Below are 15,599 nucleotides of genomic sequence, written 5' to 3'. Positions count from 1 at the left end.
CCCCGGAGACGCGATGACCTACGCCTTCGACCCGCTCGTCCCGCGCCCGATCGACGGACCGGCCGACGTCCCGCTGGACGGCGAGCTGACCGCCGAGCAGTCGGTCGCCCTCGACGAGGCGAAGATCTTCGCCGCCCCGGCGTCGCCGGCCGACCGGCCGGCCTGGCGGGCCCGGCTCGCGCAGTGGCGCGACGACGCGCGCGCCCGGCACGGTTACTCCGGCGCCGCCTACGACCGCCCCGGGGCGGCCTGGGCCGCGAGCTGCCACACCGTCGCGCAGGTGTGGCTGTGGGACGAGCTGCTGTACTCGTTCGCCGAGCACCGGTTCACCCCGCACCGCCTGCTCGACGACGCCCGCGCCCGGTTCGGCGGCCTCGACGCGGTCGTGCTGTGGCACGCCTACCCGGTGATCGGGATCGACGAGCGCAACCAGTGGGACTTCTACCGCGACGTCCCCGGACTGGCGGACCTGGTCGCGACGCTGCACGCCGAGGGCGTGCGGGTGTTCGTCGACTACAACCCGTGGGACACCGGCACCCGCCGCGGCGCCGACGACGTCACCGAGCTGGCGTCGCTGGTCGCCGAGCTCGACGCGGACGGCGTCTTCCTCGACACCCTCAAGAAGGCCGAGCCCGAGCTCGTCGAGCGGCTCGAGGCCGCGCGCCCGGGCCTGGTGCTGGAGGGCGAGTCGAAGCTGGCGACCGAGCGGATCGAGGACCACTCGTCGTCCTGGGCGCAGTTCTTCGCCGACTCGCACGTGCCCGGAGTGCTGCGCGCGCACTGGTACGAGCGCCGGCACATGCAGCACCACATCCGCCGCTGGCACCGCGACCACTCCGGCGAGCTGCAGTCCGCGTGGCTGAACGGCGTCGGGGTGATGGTGTGGGAGGTGGTGTTCGGCGTCTGGGTGGGCTGGTCGGCCCGCGACGCCGCGACCGTGCGCCGGATGACGACCGTGCAGCGCGCCGCCGCCGAGCTGCTGCAGGCGGGGGAGTGGACCCCGCTCGACGAGCTCGACGCGACCGCGGAGGACGGCGGCGTGTACGCCTCCCGCTGGGCGGCCGGTGGCGTGACACTGTGGACGGTTGTCAACCGCGGCGACGACGACCACATCGGACCGGTACTGTCCGGGCGCCCGGCCGCGGGAACGCTGTACGACCTGTTCGCGGGCGGCGTCGCCGGTGATCCGGTCACGGTTCCGGGGCGGGGGATCGCGGCGCTGCTGCACGTGGCGCCCGGGGCCCCGGAGCCCGGGTGGCTGCCGGAGCTGCTGGCGACGCTGCCGGGGATGCCGCACGATCCGGACGCCCGGTTCCCGCACCGGCTCGCGGTGCGCCTCGACCCGGCAGGCCCGACGCCGTCGGCCCTCTCCGGCCCGCCCCTGCCCAGGCTCCCCAGCTCCGCGTCGTCCGCCTCCGCGGCCGCAGGGCGGCCCGGACCCGATCCCGACGCCGTCGTCGTCCCGGCCGGGCCGTACGTGCTCACCGTCCGGCACCGCGCCCGGGAGACCGGGATGTACCAGGGCGCCCCGTACGTCGACGAGTGGAAGCCGCTGCCGCCCCGCCTGCACGACGCCCGCACCCTGCAGCGCACCGGCGAGCTCCCGGGCCCCGTCGCGGTCGGTGCGACCGAGGTGACCAACGCCGAGTTCGCGGAGTTCCTCGACGCGACCGGCTATGCGCCCGCCCAGCCGCACCGGTTCCTGACCCACTGGACCGGCGGCCGTCCCGCCCCGGCGGACTCCGATGCGCCGGTGACGTTCGTCGACCTCGACGACGCCCGCGCCTACTGCGCCTGGCGGGGCGGGCGCCTGCCGACCGAGGACGAGTGGCAGCTGGCCGGCTCGACCGGCGGCTCCGGCCGCGGCGAACCGGCCGTCTGGAACTGGACCGGGTCCGAGCACTCCGACGGCCGCACCCGGTTCGTGATGCTCAAGGGCGGCAGCGACTTCCGCGCCGAGGGCTCGGACTGGTACATCGAGTCCGGCCGCCGTTCACCCGAGTACGCGGTGAAGTTCCTGCTCCCCGGCCTCGGCCTGGCCCGCGGATCCACCGTCGGGTTCCGCTGCGCCTGGGACCTGCGTCCCGCCTCGGCCTCTCCTTCCCCGACCGACCGCACTCCGATGACGAAGGGCGACGACCATGGCTGACGTCAGTTTCCGCAAGGCCTCCCGGCTCTACTCCGGCACCCCGCCGGTCCGCGCCGTGGACGCCCTGGACCTGGAGATCGCCGACGGCGAGTTCCTCGTCCTGGTCGGCCCGTCCGGCTCGGGGAAGTCGACCGCGCTGCGGATGCTGGCCGGACTGGAGGACGCCGACGAGGGCGCGATCCACATCGGTGGGCGCGACGTCACCGGGGTGCAGGCCAAGGACCGGGACATCGCGATGATCTTCCAGTCGTACGCGCTGTACCCGCACATGACCGTCGCCGAGAACATGGGCTTCGCGCTGACCCTGCAGCGGCTGTCGAAGGCGGACATCGCGACCCGGGTCCGCCAGGCGGCGGACATGCTCGACCTCACCCCGTACCTGGAGCGCAAGCCGAAGGCGCTCTCCGGCGGGCAGCGGCAGCGGGTCGCGATGGGCCGGGCGATCGTCCGCGAGCCCGCCGCGTTCCTCATGGACGAGCCGCTGTCCAACCTGGACGCCAAGCTGCGGGTGGAGACCCGCGCCAACATCGCCGCGCTGCAGCAGCGGCTGGCGACGACGACCGTCTACGTCACCCACGACCAGGTCGAGGCGATGACGCTGGGGCACCGGGTCGCGGTCCTGCGCGGCGGGGTGCTGCAGCAGTGCGACACCCCGCGCGCCCTCTACGACCGGCCGCGCAACGCCTTCGTCGCCGGGTTCATCGGGTCGCCCGGGATGAACCTGGCGACCGTCCCGCTGTCCGACGACGGCGCCCGGCTCGGCGGGCTGACCGTCCCGCTGCCGCGGTCGGTCCGGTCCGCAGCCGGCTCCGGCACCGGAACCGGCTCCGGCGAGGTCACCCTCGGCGTGCGCCCCGAGGCGCTGTGCCTGACCGGGCCGGGCGAGGGGGCGGAGCTGACCGTCGAGCTGGTCGAGGAGCTGGGCGCGGACGCGTTCGTGCACGGCTCGGTGCGAACCGGGGAGATCGATCACCGGATCGTCGTGCGCACCGCGGCGCACCTGCCGCCCCGGCTGGGCGAGACGGTGCACGTCGGGGTCGCCGAGGGCGGGACCGTGCACACGTTCCACCCCGGGACCGGCGACCGCCTCGACGAGGACTGACAGCTGATCACTCCCGGGCGAGGGGTACCGGAGAGCTGCTCGATCTTGAGGTGGCAGCTCTCACGTACCCCTCGCCGCCGCGCACGCGGGTCAGCCGGCGAGGCGGGCGTCCAGGTCGAGGACCCGGAGGGCGCGCTCGACGATCGGGGCGTCGACGAAGGTGCCGTCGTCCAGCGCGATCGCGCCGGACGTCGTCGCACCGGCGGCGTCGACGATGGCCCGTGCCCGGTCCCGCTCCGCCGCGGTCGGCGCGAACGCCTCGCGCACCACCGGGATCTGCCGCGGGTGGATCACCGAGCGGCCGAACATGCCCAGCCCGCGGCCGTGCCGGGTGGTGTCGCGGAGGCCGTCGTCGTCGCGGACGTCGGGGTGGACCGACATCGGCGGGGCCGGCAGGCCCGCGGTCGCTGCGGCGAGCACGGCACGCAGCCGCAGGTGGTCCAGCGCCGGGACGCTGGTGATCCCGAGCGCCGAGATCAGGTCCTGCTCACCGAGCCCGATCCCGCCGACCCGCGGGTGCGCGGCGATCCGGTCCATCTCGGACAGTCCACGGGCGGACTCGAGGAGCGGCCAGAGCCGCAGTCCGTCGGGCAGCAGCGGTACGAGGGCGTCCAGCTCGTCGGTGGACTCGACCTTCGGCAGCCGCAGACCGGCCAGACCGGGCAGCCCGGCCAGCGCGTGGACGTCGGCCGCGAGGCGGTCGCCGGCGTTGACCCGGACGTGCACCGGGGGACCGTCGAGGGGCCCGGCCAGGTACTCGGCGACGGCGTCCCGGGCCCGGTCCTTGTCAGCAGGCGCGACGGCGTCCTCCAGATCGACGAGCACGACGTCGGCCCCGCTCGCCGCGGCCTTGGCGAACCGCTCCGGGCGGTCGCCGGGCACGTAGAGCCAGGTCAGCGGCTGCATCACGCGATCACCCCGGCCGTGCGCAGCCCCTCGATCCGGTCGGCGTCGTAGCCGAGCCCGGCGAGGATCTCGTCGGTGTGCCGGCCCTTCGCCGGGCCCGCCCAGCGGACCTCGCCGGGGGTCTCGGACAGCCGGAACGCCACGTTCTGCACGGTGACCTCGCCCAGCTCCTCGTCGGGCAGCGGGACGAAGGTGCCCAGCGCGGCGTACTGCGGGTCCTTCACGATGTCCGAGGCGTCGTAGACCAGCGCGATCGCCGCCTGCGCCCGCTCGAACTCGGCGACGACCTCGTCGGCGTCGCGGGCGGCGACCCAGTCCGCGACGGCGGAGTCCAGCTCCTCGACGTGCGCCACGCGGCCCTGGCCGGTGGCGAACCACGGCTCGTCGACGACGTCCGGGCGCCCGACCAGCCGCATCACGCGTTCGGCGACGGACTGGGCGCTGGTGGAGACGGCGACCCAGCGGCCGTCGCGGGTGCGGTAGGTGTTGCGCGGTGCGTTGTTGCTGGTCCGGTTGCCGGTGCGCTGCGGGAGCACCCCGAGGGCCTGATACGCGGTGACCTGCGGGCCGAGCAGGCCGAGCAGCGGCTCGATGATCGCCATGTCGATGACCTGGCCGCGACCGGTCTCGGCGCGGGAGTGCGCCGCGACCATGATCGCGTAGGCCATGGTGATCCCGGCGACGCCGTCGGCGAGTGCCAGTGGGGGCAGCACGGGGGGACCGTCCGGCTCGCCGGTGGAGGAGGCGAAGCCGGTCATCGCCTCGGCCAGGGTGCCGAACCCCGGACGGCTCGCCATCGGCCCGAACTGGCCGAACCCGGTCATCCGGGCCACGATCAGTCCGGGGTTGATCTCCTGCAGCACGTCGGGGCCGAGGTTCCAGCGTTCCAGGGTGCCCGGCCGGAAGTTCTCGACGAGCACGTCGCTCTCCGCCACCAGATCGCGCAGGATCCGCTGTCCGTCCGGAGTGGACAGGTCGACGGCGGCGGTGCGCTTGTTACGGGCCAGCGACTTCCACCAGAGCCCGACCCCGTCGACCGACGGGCCGTGGCCGCGGGCGGGGTCGTCGCGGGTGGGGTGCTCGATCTTGACGACGTCGGCGCCGAAGTCGCCCAGCATCGCCGCCGCGGACGGGCCGGCGAACAGGGTGGCCGCGTCGACGACGCGGAGCGAGGACAGCGGGGTCATGGTGATAAGTTATAAGACATAAGTCATGAACGTGAAACCGGGCGGTGGAGCGTCGCGCCGGGTCCAACCCGGCGCCGTGCCGACGAGCCGGGCCGGGGCGACAGGACCGCCGTCGACCAGTCCGGCAGGTCGGCTCGCCGCCGGTCGATGTGTCGGCGAGCCGTCGCGGACGGGCGGGCCGGTACCGTCTGGTCGTCATCGCGCCGTCGACCACGGGGCGCCCACACCCGGCAGGAGGCGGCTCATGCGCGCGACGCCGGCCGATCGCCCGGGGCCTCCGCGCAGCAAGGCCGACTACGTCTACCTGAGCCTGCTCGACGACCTGCGCAACGCCCGCATCCCGGGCGGGACGCCCCTGCGTGCCACCGAGATCGCCGAGCGTCTCGGGGTGTCGATCACCCCGGTCCGCGAGGCGCTGCGCCGGCTGGAGAACGACCGGCTGATCCGCTACGAGCAGCACCACGGGGCCACGGTCGTCGACCTGTCGCCGAGCGCGTTGCTCGAGTACTACGAGGTGCGCGCCGCCGTCGAGGGCCTCGGCGCCCGGCTGGCCGCGGAGCGGATCACCGACGCGCAGAAGGCGATGCTGCGCGGCATCCACTCCCGGATGCTGGAGGAGGCGGCCGCGGGCCGCTACGAGCTGCTCGGTGAGCTGAGCCGGGAGCTGCACCTGGCGATCACCGACATCGGCGGCCCGTCGTTCCTCGGCGCGCACGCCCGCGCGGTCCGCAACAGCTTCCCGGTGCCGGCGGCCGCGTCCTTCTGGCTCAGCCCGGAGCAGGCCCGCGACCACCTCGCGGTGCACGAGCGGATGCTCGCGGCGATCGAGGCCGGCGACAGCGAGGCGGCGGAGCAGCTCATGGTCTCGCACGTCCGCTTCGCCGGCCGCTACCGCAGCGAGAGCGCCGCCGGGTCCTGACGGCCGGAAGCGCGGACCAACCACGCCCGCGCCGATCGGCCGGTGCCGCGGGCATCGGGGTGCGGCAGCGGGCTGGGCGAGGGCGTCAGTCGCGGAAGTCGGGGGCGATCCGCTCGGCGAGGCGCAGCATCGCGACCCAGGCGAGGTCGTCGCTGTCGCTCATGTCGTGGTCGTCGCCCGTCGTCCCGCCGGTGAGCTGGCGGGCGGCGTGCTCCACGACGTCCGGTGGCGGGAGCTGCAGCGGCGCCCCGGTGGACTGGGCGGCGATCTGCACCTCGCACGCCCGCTCCAGGTAGTACATCCGCAGGAACGCCTTCCCCGCGGTGTCGCCGACGGTGAGCAGCCCGTGGTTGCGCAGGACCAGCGCGTGGTGCGGGCCGAGGTCGGCGACCAGCCGGGACTTCTCGGCGTCGTTGAGGGCGACGCCCTCGTAGTCGTGGTAGCCGATCCGGTCGTGGAACTCCATCGAGAACTGGTTCACCGGCAGCAGCCCGTCGCGCTGCGCGGCGACCGCGCACCCGGCCCGGGTGTGGGTGTGCAGTACGGCGTGCGCGTCCGGCCGGCTCTCGTGGATCGCACTGTGGATCACGAACCCGGCGGGGTTGACCCGGTACGGCGTCGGGACGACCGGTTCGCCGTCGTGCCCGACGACAACCAGCGACGACGCGGTGATCTCGGAGAACAGCAGCCCGTACGGGTTGATCAGGAACGTGTCGCCGCCAGGCAGCCGCTGCGAGATGTGCGTGAAGATCAGGTCCGTCATGCGGAAGTGCGCGACGAGCCGGTAGACGGCGGCGAGCTCCTCGCGCAGCCGGCGCTCCTCGCCGCCGGGACCGGCGCCAGAGCCGGGGCCGGGCGCGGGGGATCGGGTGTCGGTCGGGGCGTCGAGGCTCACGGCCGCCTCCTCGTGTCGGTCATGCGGGTGCCGAGACGACCTTGTCACGGGAGACGAAGAACCGCGGTGCCACCAGGCCGCTCACCATGGTGACCAGCGAGATCCCGACCAGCAGCAGCGCCGGCAGGGTCGACGTCCCACCTCCCGCGGCGAGCAACGCGGTCGCGGCCAGCGGCACGAACCCGCTCACGACGCCGGCCAGGTTGGCCGAGAGTGCGAGCCCGCTGTAGCGCAGCCGGGGCGGGAAGAGCTCGGTGAGCAGGGCCCCGGACACCGCGTAGGGGATCGACAGCAGCGCGGTGGCGACGGTGATGCCGACGATCACCGCGGCCGCCGACCGGGTGTCGATCAGCCAGAACGCGGGGAACGCCACCAGCGCCGAGGCGATCCCACCACCGACGGTGACGGCCGCCGCGCCGAAGCGTTCGGCCAGCCGGCCGCCCGCGATCAGTACCCCGATCTCGACGGCCGCCGCGACGAGCGTCGCGGTGAGCAGCAGCGAGCGGGGCAGACCGAGCGTGGTGGTGCCGTAGCTGATCGCGAACGTGGTGATCAGGTAGAAGCCACCCACGCCGAGCAGCGCCGATCCGGCCCCGACCAGCAGCTGGGGCCAGGCGCGGGCGACGACGTCGCGCACGGGGGAGGAGGCGCGCTCGTCCTCCTCGAGCAGCTTCTCGAACAGCGGCGACTCCTCGACCCGCCGGCGCAGCCAGACCGCCACGGCGAGCAGCGGGAACGCGGCGAGGAACGGCAGCCGCCAGCCCCACGAGTCGAAGCTCTCCGGCGGCAGCATCGAGACGGCCAGGAACGCACCCGACGACAGCAGCGTCCCGACCGGCGAACCGATCTGCGGCATCGCGGCGTAGCGGCCACGCCGCTCCGGCGGGGCGTGCTCGACGGCGAGGGTCACCGCGCCGCCCCACTCGCCGCCGACGGCGACGCCCTGCAACAGGCGCAGCAACGTCAGCAGCACCGGCGCCGCCACGCCGATCGCGGCGAAGTCGGGCAACAGTCCGATGAGACCGGTGACGATCCCGATCATCGTCACGGTGATGATCAGGCACCGCTTGCGCCCGATCCGGTCGCCGAGGTGACCGAACACCACCGCGCCGAGCGGGCGCGCGGCGAAGCCGACCGCGAACGAGGCGAAGGCGGCGAGGGTGGCGACGACGGCGTCGTCGGTCGCGAAGTACAGCCGGTTGAACACCAGCGACGCCGCGGTGCCGAACAGGAAGAAGTCGTACCACTCCAGCGCGGTGCCGACGAACGCGCCGAACGCGACCTTGCGCGCGTCCTTGTCGGTCACCGTCGGGGTCGCCGGTCCTGCCGGTTCGGTCATGCCCGCCTCCCGGGTCGCTCGTGCGGTCCGCGGCGCTGCCGGACGGATGATCCGTCCAGCATCGTCGTGTCCGGTGCGGACCGGAACGGTCGATTGCCGCGACTTCTCGCGATGTGCTGTGCGAATGCACAACGAAACCTCGCCGTAACGGGCTGTCGACGGCGACGCTGTGCGTCTGCACACGAGGGCGCGGCGAATCGGAGACATCGGCCCGGGGCGAGCGGGAGCGGCCCGTGCTCCGATGGTCGGGGACCGCTCCGGCGGTCCCCAACAGCGGCGGAAGGAGCAACTCCATGACCGAGGCGACCGAGGTCGGCTCCACGAGCGGGCCCGGCCGGACCGCCGGATCCGATGTCGCGTTCCTGACCGACTTCGCCGCCCTGTCGGCGTTCGGGGTGACGGACCGCGGCGGGGTGCACCGGGAGACCGCGACCGACGCCGACGCCGCCCAGCGCGCCTGGTTCGGCCGGTGGCTCGCCGACCGTGGCTTCGCCGTCGCCTACGACCGGGTCGGCAACCAGTTCGGCCTCCTGGAGCGGACGCCGGGCGCGCCGTGGGTGCTGGTGGGGTCGCATCTGGACAGTCAGCCGTTCGCCGGCCGGTTCGACGGCGCCTACGGCGTGCTGGCCGCGGCGCACGCGGCCGACCGCCTCGCGCGCCGCCGCGGGACGGGGGCCAACCTGGCCGTCGTCAACTGGCTCAACGAGGAGGGGTCGCGTTTCGAGCCGTCGATGATGGGCAGTGCCGTGTTCGCCGGTGGACTCGACCGGGAAGCGGCGCTGGACACCCGGGACGGGGCCGGGGTACGGCTGGGGGACCGGCTCGCCGAACTCGGCCAGCTCGGCGACGACGACGTGCTCACCCTCGACGACGTCGCCGGCTACGCCGAGATCCATATCGAGCAGGGCCGTGAGCTGGAGGACGCCGGCAGGACCGTCGGCCTGGTCGAGGCGACCTGGGCGGCGCGCAAGTACGACCTGACGGTCACCGGCGAGCAGTCGCACACCGGGTCCACCGTCATGGCCGACCGCCGTGACGCGCTGCTCGGCGCGTCCGAGCTCGTGGTGCTGGCCCGGGAGCTCACCGAGCGTTTGTCCACTGCGGACTCACCGCTGCACACCTCGGTCTCCCGGCTGACCGTCGCGCCGAACAGCCCGGTCACCGTGGCCCGCGAGGTCCGGATGAACCTGGACCTGCGCTCGCCGGACGAGGACCTGCTGGAGCGGGCCGACACCCTGCTGCACGAGCGGATCCCGGCGATCTCCGAGCACGCCCGGGTCGAGGTCGGCGTGTCCGGCTCGCACGCGTGGGGAGTGCGGCCGTTCCCCGCCGCGGGAGTGGCGCTGGCCCGCCGCTGCGCCGAGGACCTGGGCCTGTCGCACCGCACGATGCTGACCATCGCCGGGCACGACTCGGTGAACCTGAACGCCCACGTCCCGACGATCATGCTGTTCGTGCCCAGCGAGCAGGGGATCAGCCACAACGAGCGGGAGTCCACCGCGGACGACGACGTGTGCGCGGGTGTCGACCTCCTGACGGCGGTCCTGGACCGGCTCGCCGCCGGAGATCCCGTGCGGTGACACGGCCCCCGGCGGTGGGTTCGCGGCGCCGCACCGGTTGCGGCACCGTCGCACAGGTCGTGGCTGGTGCGGCGCGGTCACACCCCGTGCGGCGCCCTCCGGGGCCCGGGCCGGCGTCCTGGCAGGCTGCACCCATGACGGCGGCGGGCCAGGACGAGGACCAGGACCGGCGGTGGACCCGCATGGTCGGCGCGGTCCGCGCCGACCTCGCCGAGCTCACCGAACGGTTCCTCGCCCGGCTCGCCGGCGGCGGCCACTACGACGACCAGCCGGTGTCCGAGGACGACCTCCGCGCGACCGCCGGCGAGTCACTGACCCTGCTGCTCGACCAGCTCGCCCGCCCGGACGGCCGGGTCGATCTGGGGGAGCTCCCGGACCGGCTCGGCCGCCGCCGGGCGCAGCAGGGCGTCGACCTCGACCAGCTGGTGCGCGCCGTCCGGCTCGACTTCCCGGTGATCTGGTCGGCGCTGCTGGAGCGGGCCGGCGAGGCGGACACCCCGGTGCTCGCCCGCAAGGCCGACCGGCTGTGGGCGGTCGTCGACGCCTACGCCCGCCAGGTGCACTTCGCGTTCCTGGCCGAGCAGTCCCTGCTCGCCGAGCAGCACCGCGACGAGCAGCGCCAGCTCCTCGACCTCCTGTTCGCGCCCGGACCACTGCCCGCGCACCAGATCGCCCGGCTCGCCGCCGGACTGCGGGTCGGCGCCGACGACACCTTCACCGTCGGCGTCGCGCTAGCCGACCACGCCGCGGCGTTGCGCGGCCGCGCGGCCCGGCTCGACGGCGGCCTCACCCGGGTGTTCCTGCGGGACGTCGAGTTCGGTGTCGTCGCGTTCTGGCCGGCGCGCCGGGACGACGCCGACGGCGACCGTCTCCTCGACCGGCTCACCACCGGGATCGGCTGCGTCGTGACCCCGGACGTCACCGGGCTCGGGGCCGTGCCCGTCGTCGCCGCCTCGACGTACCGGATGGCGCAGGTGCTCCCGCCGGAGAGCCATGTCCGGGCCGGTCCGCTCGAGATGTGGCCGCTGGTGGCCCGGCGGGCGCTCGACGAGCACGGCGGCCTTCCCGCCCGGCTGCGGGAACGGCTCGACCCGGCACCGCCGGAGGAGCGCGAGCTGCTCGTCCGGACGGTGCTGGCCTTCCTGGACTCCGGCAGCGTGTCGGGCGTGGCGGCGGCGCTCTACTGCCACCGCAACACCGTGCTGAACCGGTTGCGCCGGTTCACCCGGCTCACCGGCCTCGACCCGGCACGCCCGCGGGACGCGGCGCTCGCGCTCGTCGTGCTGGACACGCTCGGCGACCGGCCCTGACCCGGCGTCGGCCCGGCCCGGCCCCGATCCGCCGGCCGGGACCGGCCCGAGCCGCCGCCGGCTACCGGTCGGCGCGACCCGTCGCCCGCCGCCGCACCGCACGCGACGGGTGCGGCAGCCGGCGACGCGGTGCGGGGTGGGGCGGTGGGTCAGGTGCGGGCCGGGGTCAGGTCCCGGGCGATCCGGGTCCCGGCGCGGTGCGCGCGGACGACCGCGGACCCCAGCGTCGCGCCGCCGCCCGGGTACAGGTCCCTGAACAGTGTCGCCGCGCAGTTCCCGGCGGCGAACAGCCCCTCCAGCGGCGCGCCGTCGCGGCCGAGCACCCGGCCGTCGGCGTCGGTCGCGAGACCGCCCGCGGTCCCGAGGACCCCGGCGTGTACCGGCACCGCGTGGAACAGCGGGGTCTCCAGCGGCGCCAGGCACGGGTTCGGCGTCACCGCCGGATCGCCGAGGTGCCGGTCCTGCGGGCTCGCGCCGCGGCCGAACTCCGGGTCCTCGCCGTCGCGGGCGTGCCGGTTGAACTCGGCGACCGTGCCGGCCAGCCCGTCCGGGTCGACGCCGACGGCCCGGGCCAGGGACGCGAGGTCGTCGGCGCGGGTGATCCACGGGGCCTCGCCCGCGACCGCCCCGGCCACCGGGTAGCGCTCGGCGTAGCTGCGGTCGAACACCAGGAACGTCGGGTGCGCGACGCCGTCGAAGGCGCGGTTGAGGTCGTGGTAGTTCGTCGCCTCGTTGACGAAGCGGCGTCCGGCGGCGTCGACCGTGATCGAGCCGGGCATCGTCATCTCGACGTTGCCCATCCTTCCGGACGGCATCCCGTCGTACACCGCGTCCGGCGGGGTGATGACCGGGACGCCCCAGACCGCGGTCATCTCGTCGACGGCGGCGCCCGCGGCCAGCCCGAGCCGCAGCCCGTCGCCGGTGTTCGACGGTGCGCTGATCGGGGTGACCGGGTAGGCCAGGTGCTCCGCGCGCAGCGCCGGGTCCCACTCGAACCCGCCGGAGGCCAGCACCACCGAACGCGCCGCCACCGGAGCGTCCCCGACCGTGACCGTCCACCCCGGACCGTCGCGGTCGAGGCCGGTGACCGGGCTGCCCGCGACGATCTCCACACCGGCCCCGAGCGCCGCGACGACCAGCCGGCCGACCAGCGCGCCACCCATCGTCCGGACGCCGTCGGCCCGCCGCTGCGCGAGCAGTGCGGGATCCGGTGCCGCGCCGGCGAGCAGGTCGCGTTCGGACATCGTGATCGGCGGGAAGTAGGTCGGCGGCCGCAGCAGTTCGGCCAGGCCAGGCCAGGGACGCGGGTCGAACGCGTCCTGGTCCAGGCCGCGCCCGCGCGCCGCGCCCGCCCACTCCGGGTGGTAGTCCGGCCGGGCCAGCGTCCGCATCCGCACCCCGGCGCGGGTCAGGAAGCGCACCGCCTCCGGGGCCGCGCGCACGTAGCCGTCGATCTCGGCCCCGCTCATCCGGCCGTCGCTGCCCGCGGCGAGGTAGGCGCGGGCGTCGTCGGCGCTGTCGGTGAACCCGGCGTCGGCCATCAGGTGGTTGCCCGGGGCCCAGATCACCCCGCCGCCGACGGCCGAGGTCCCGCCGAGCCGTTCGGCCTTCTCCACGACCAGCACCGACAGCCCCGCGGACGCCGCGGCGACCGCCGTGGTCAGCCCGGCCGCACCGCTCCCGGCGACGACGACGTCGTACCGCTCCCGCGGCCGCGTCACGAGAACACTCATGCGGGCACCCCCGGACGCGGAGCGCTCCCGGCGCCACGCGCGCCGTCAGCGCCGACCGCGCCGCCGTCGGCCGTGTCTCCGCCGGCCGCGCCACCGTCGGCCGTGCCTCCGCCGGCCGCGCCACCGTCGGCCGTGCCTCCGCCGGCCGCGTCGCCGCGGGGCGCGCCGGCGCAGGCCGTGTCGCCGGAGGGCGCGGCCTGCGGCACCAGGTCGATCGCCACCTTGCCGACCAGCCCGCCGGCGTCGCGGAGCAGGGTGAACGCCTCGCCGAGCCGTTCCAGCGGCACCCGGTGGGTGACCAGTGCGGACGCGGCCTCCGGATGGGCGGCGAGCAGGTCGAGGGCCTCGCCCATCCGGCGCCGGCTGTTGCGGCTGCCGAGCAGGTCGACGTCCTTCACCGGCAGGGTCCGCATCGACAGCGTGACCGGCCGGTCGGAGATGCCGACCAGCACCACCCGTCCCGCGGTGGCGACCGCGTCGAGCCCGGCCTCGAACGCGGCGGGGGAGCCGCTCGCCTCGATCACCAGCGAGGGCTCCGGACCGTCGGCTCCGATATGGACGGCACCGAACCCGCGTGCGAACTCCGCCCGCCCGGCGTCGACGTCCACACAGGACACCGCGACCCCGAGCGAGGTCAGGTGCAGTGTCGCGAGCAGCCCGATCGGGCCGCAGCCCAGCACCAGCGCCCGCTCACCCGGCTCGGGACGTCCGCGCAGTACCGCCTGCATCGCGATGCTGGCCGGTTCGGCGAGCGCGGCGAGCCCGAGCGGCAGCGCGTCCGGCACCCGGTGCAGATCGGTGGCGGGTACCGCGATCAGGTCGGCGAGCGCGCCGTCCTCGTAGACCCCCAGGCAGGACGACGAGGAGCAGGCGTTGATCCGCCCGATCCGGCAGGCGTGGCAGTCACCGCACCAGCGCATCGGCGAGACCACGACCCGGTCCCCGGCGGCGAACCCCGACCCGGCCGGGGCGGTCTCGACCACGCCGGCGATCTCGTGCCCCTGCACCAGCGGGAGCTCGCTGGCGTAGTCGTCCTCCCAGATGTGCAGGTCGGTGCCGCACAGGGTGACCGTGTGCACCCGGACGAGGGCCTCGCCCGGTCCCGGTACCGGCGCCGCGGCCTCGTCGAGCACCACGTGCTCGCGACGCAGCGTGCGGGCGACCCTCACCGCAGACCGCCGAAGAAGATCGACCACTCGCGGATCGTGCGCTCGCCGATCAGCCCCTCGACGGCGAACGGGTCGCCGTCGAGCAGCGCGCCGACCTCCCCGGCCGAGCCGCCCTCGAACACCAGCAGCGCGCCGGTGCCGCCGTCGAGGGGACCGGAGACCCGCAGCAGGCCCTTCTCGTGCAGCGTGGCCAGGAAGTCCTTGTGCGCGGGGCGGTGGGTGTCCCGCGCGGCGTCCGAGCCCTCCGCGTAGGTGTAGGTCACGGCGAACGTCGCCATGGTGGTCCCCCTTCGTCGTCGTCGACTGCGCCCGCGGAGTGCGGGCGGGCAGGACCAGGCTGCTGGCCGTGTACCGAGCGTGTCCAATACACGGTTCGGCACGGATTGTGTGCACAAGCAGCACTATCGCGGGCCGGGCAGCACCGCCCCGGCGACGTCGAGCAGGGCCCGGACCGCCGCGACGTTGCGTTCCGGGTGCCAGAGCAGGGCGCTGTGCAGCTCCGGGACGGGGTCGCTCAGCGGGATCCAGACCGCCTGCGCGGGCATGATCGGCCGCACGCAGGTGGGGGCGAGCGACACCCCGAGGCCGGCCGCGACCAGCGACAGCACGACGTAGGGGTCCTTGACCTCCTGCGCGAGCCGCGGCCGGAAGCCGGCGTTGTGGCAGGCCGTGATGATCACCGCCCGGAGCGCGGACTGGCCCGGCATGAGCACCCAGTCCTCCTCGGCGAGCTCGGTGATGCGCACGCTCTCCCGCCCCGCCAGCCGGTGCCCGGTCGGCACCGCGGCGCCCAGCTCCTCGACGGTGATCACCCGGGTGGGCAGCTCACCGGGCGAGGGCAGGCCGACGAAGGCCATGTCCAGGGAGCCGTGCTCGACCAGGTCGACGGCGTCCTCGGTGGTCACCCGGTCCACCAGCTGCAGCGCCAGGTGCGGGTGCCGGGTGCGCAGCGCCCGGGTCAGCGGGGGCAGCGTCAGGTGGTTCAGCGCCCCGGAGAACCCGAGCCGGACCCGGCCGTAGACGTCGTCGGTGCCGGCGCACGTGGCACGTCGCGCCAGGTCGACCTCGCCCACGATCCGCCGCGCGTGCGGCAGGAAGGCGTGCCCGGCCGAGGTCAGTGTCACCGCCCGGGTGGTCCGCTCGAACAGCGGCGTACCGACGTCCTTCTCCAGTTTCTTGATCGTCTGGGACAGCGGCGACTGCGCCATGTGCAGCCGCTGGGCGGCCCGGCCGAAATGCAGCTCCTCGGCGACGGCGAGGAAGGCCTCGATCCACCGGATCTCCATGTCGGGCCCTCCACCTCGTCGTGT

General features: G+C 74.9%; 13 protein-coding genes. 5 read left to right on the top strand and 8 right to left on the bottom strand.

Going from position 1 to position 15,599, the window contains the following annotated elements; all coding sequences use genetic code 11:
- Positions 1 to 13 precede the first annotated feature (13 nt).
- Both WIS52_RS22975 and WIS52_RS22970 read left to right on the top strand, forming a co-directional pair.
- Positions 14 to 2,149, top strand: coding sequence for an SUMF1/EgtB/PvdO family nonheme iron enzyme (locus WIS52_RS22975; protein WP_349300415.1), 2,136 nt, complete (start codon positions 14 to 16; stop codon positions 2,147 to 2,149).
- On the top strand, positions 2,142 to 3,251 hold the full coding sequence (locus WIS52_RS22970) for an ABC transporter ATP-binding protein (RefSeq protein ID WP_349300414.1): 1,110 nt from the start codon (positions 2,142 to 2,144) through the stop codon (positions 3,249 to 3,251). Before WIS52_RS22975 ends, WIS52_RS22970 begins: the two co-directional genes overlap by 8 nt.
- A 90-nt stretch (positions 3,252 to 3,341) precedes the next feature.
- Here the strand turns inward: WIS52_RS22970 and WIS52_RS22965 are convergent, their stop codons facing one another.
- Positions 3,342 to 4,157: an HpcH/HpaI aldolase/citrate lyase family protein gene (locus WIS52_RS22965; protein ID WP_349300573.1), complete on the bottom strand. Its 816-nt coding sequence runs from the start codon at positions 4,155 to 4,157 to the stop codon at positions 3,342 to 3,344.
- The gene (locus WIS52_RS22960; RefSeq protein WP_349300413.1) at positions 4,157 to 5,344 is read right to left on the bottom strand and encodes a CaiB/BaiF CoA transferase family protein; all 1,188 of its coding nucleotides are present in this window, start codon (positions 5,342 to 5,344) and stop codon (positions 4,157 to 4,159) included. The genes WIS52_RS22965 and WIS52_RS22960 overlap by 1 nt, the downstream gene beginning before the upstream one ends.
- Positions 5,345 to 5,588: 244 nt before the next feature.
- On the opposite strand from WIS52_RS22960, the gene WIS52_RS22955 reads away from it, so the two are divergent.
- The gene (locus tag WIS52_RS22955) at positions 5,589 to 6,263 is read left to right on the top strand and encodes a GntR family transcriptional regulator (RefSeq protein ID WP_349300412.1); all 675 of its coding nucleotides are present in this window, start codon (positions 5,589 to 5,591) and stop codon (positions 6,261 to 6,263) included.
- Between the two features lie 85 nt (positions 6,264 to 6,348).
- Here the strand turns inward: WIS52_RS22955 and WIS52_RS22950 are convergent, their stop codons facing one another.
- On the bottom strand, positions 6,349 to 7,158 hold the full coding sequence (locus WIS52_RS22950; RefSeq protein WP_349300411.1) for a class II aldolase/adducin family protein: 810 nt from the start codon (positions 7,156 to 7,158) through the stop codon (positions 6,349 to 6,351).
- 19 nt (positions 7,159 to 7,177) lie between these two features.
- Complete coding sequence (locus tag WIS52_RS22945; protein WP_349300410.1) at positions 7,178 to 8,497, bottom strand: MFS transporter; 1,320 nt, start codon at positions 8,495 to 8,497, stop codon at positions 7,178 to 7,180.
- 293 nt (positions 8,498 to 8,790) lie between these two features.
- On the opposite strand from WIS52_RS22945, the gene WIS52_RS22940 reads away from it, so the two are divergent.
- Positions 8,791 to 10,077, top strand: coding sequence for a M20 family metallo-hydrolase (locus WIS52_RS22940; protein ID WP_349300409.1), 1,287 nt, complete (start codon positions 8,791 to 8,793; stop codon positions 10,075 to 10,077).
- A 134-nt stretch (positions 10,078 to 10,211) separates the two neighbouring features.
- Positions 10,212 to 11,387 carry a helix-turn-helix domain-containing protein gene (locus tag WIS52_RS22935; RefSeq protein WP_349300408.1) on the top strand — a complete coding sequence of 392 codons (1,176 nt, stop codon included), beginning with the start codon at positions 10,212 to 10,214 and terminating at the stop codon, positions 11,385 to 11,387.
- A gap of 149 nt (positions 11,388 to 11,536) precedes the next feature.
- Here the strand turns inward: WIS52_RS22935 and WIS52_RS22930 are convergent, their stop codons facing one another.
- From WIS52_RS22930 to WIS52_RS22915, 4 genes are all read right to left on the bottom strand, one after another.
- Positions 11,537 to 13,120 carry an FAD-dependent oxidoreductase gene (locus tag WIS52_RS22930; RefSeq protein WP_349300407.1) on the bottom strand — a complete coding sequence of 528 codons (1,584 nt, stop codon included), beginning with the start codon at positions 13,118 to 13,120 and terminating at the stop codon, positions 11,537 to 11,539.
- A complete protein-coding gene (locus tag WIS52_RS22925) occupies positions 13,117 to 14,289 on the bottom strand; it encodes an alcohol dehydrogenase catalytic domain-containing protein (protein ID WP_349300406.1) in 1,173 nt (390 codons plus the stop codon). Before WIS52_RS22925 ends, WIS52_RS22930 begins: the two co-directional genes overlap by 4 nt.
- Complete coding sequence (locus WIS52_RS22920) at positions 14,286 to 14,567, bottom strand: YciI family protein (protein ID WP_349300405.1); 282 nt, start codon at positions 14,565 to 14,567, stop codon at positions 14,286 to 14,288. The genes WIS52_RS22925 and WIS52_RS22920 overlap by 4 nt, the downstream gene beginning before the upstream one ends.
- Positions 14,568 to 14,690: 123 nt before the next feature.
- Positions 14,691 to 15,575: a LysR family transcriptional regulator gene (locus tag WIS52_RS22915; protein WP_349300404.1), complete on the bottom strand. Its 885-nt coding sequence runs from the start codon at positions 15,573 to 15,575 to the stop codon at positions 14,691 to 14,693.
- Positions 15,576 to 15,599 lie beyond the last annotated feature (24 nt).

The sequence above is a fragment of the Pseudonocardia nematodicida genome, from assembly GCF_040105385.1.
GTDB classification, from domain to species: Bacteria; Actinomycetota; Actinomycetes; order Mycobacteriales; family Pseudonocardiaceae; genus Pseudonocardia; species Pseudonocardia nematodicida.
This window is presented reverse-complemented; position numbering and strand designations above follow the sequence as displayed.

What these genes read in the sequence shown, in the direction of transcription:
- WIS52_RS22975 (WP_349300415.1), top strand. Translation starts at nt 14, where the DNA reads ATGACCTACGCCTTCGACCCGCTCGTCCCGCGCCCGATCGACGGACCG.
- WIS52_RS22970 (WP_349300414.1), top strand. Translation starts at nt 2,142, where the DNA reads ATGGCTGACGTCAGTTTCCGCAAGGCCTCCCGGCTCTACTCCGGCACC.
- WIS52_RS22965 (WP_349300573.1), bottom strand. Translation starts at nt 4,157, where the DNA reads ATGCAGCCGCTGACCTGGCTCTACGTGCCCGGCGACCGCCCGGAGCGG.
- WIS52_RS22960 (WP_349300413.1), bottom strand. Translation starts at nt 5,344, where the DNA reads ATGACCCCGCTGTCCTCGCTCCGCGTCGTCGACGCGGCCACCCTGTTC.
- WIS52_RS22955 (WP_349300412.1), top strand. Translation starts at nt 5,589, where the DNA reads ATGCGCGCGACGCCGGCCGATCGCCCGGGGCCTCCGCGCAGCAAGGCC.
- WIS52_RS22945 (WP_349300410.1), bottom strand. Translation starts at nt 8,497, where the DNA reads ATGACCGAACCGGCAGGACCGGCGACCCCGACGGTGACCGACAAGGAC.
- WIS52_RS22940 (WP_349300409.1), top strand. Translation starts at nt 8,791, where the DNA reads ATGACCGAGGCGACCGAGGTCGGCTCCACGAGCGGGCCCGGCCGGACC.
- WIS52_RS22935 (WP_349300408.1), top strand. Translation starts at nt 10,212, where the DNA reads ATGACGGCGGCGGGCCAGGACGAGGACCAGGACCGGCGGTGGACCCGC.
- WIS52_RS22930 (WP_349300407.1), bottom strand. Translation starts at nt 13,120, where the DNA reads ATGAGTGTTCTCGTGACGCGGCCGCGGGAGCGGTACGACGTCGTCGTC.
- WIS52_RS22920 (WP_349300405.1), bottom strand. Translation starts at nt 14,567, where the DNA reads ATGGCGACGTTCGCCGTGACCTACACCTACGCGGAGGGCTCGGACGCC.
- WIS52_RS22915 (WP_349300404.1), bottom strand. Translation starts at nt 15,575, where the DNA reads ATGGAGATCCGGTGGATCGAGGCCTTCCTCGCCGTCGCCGAGGAGCTG.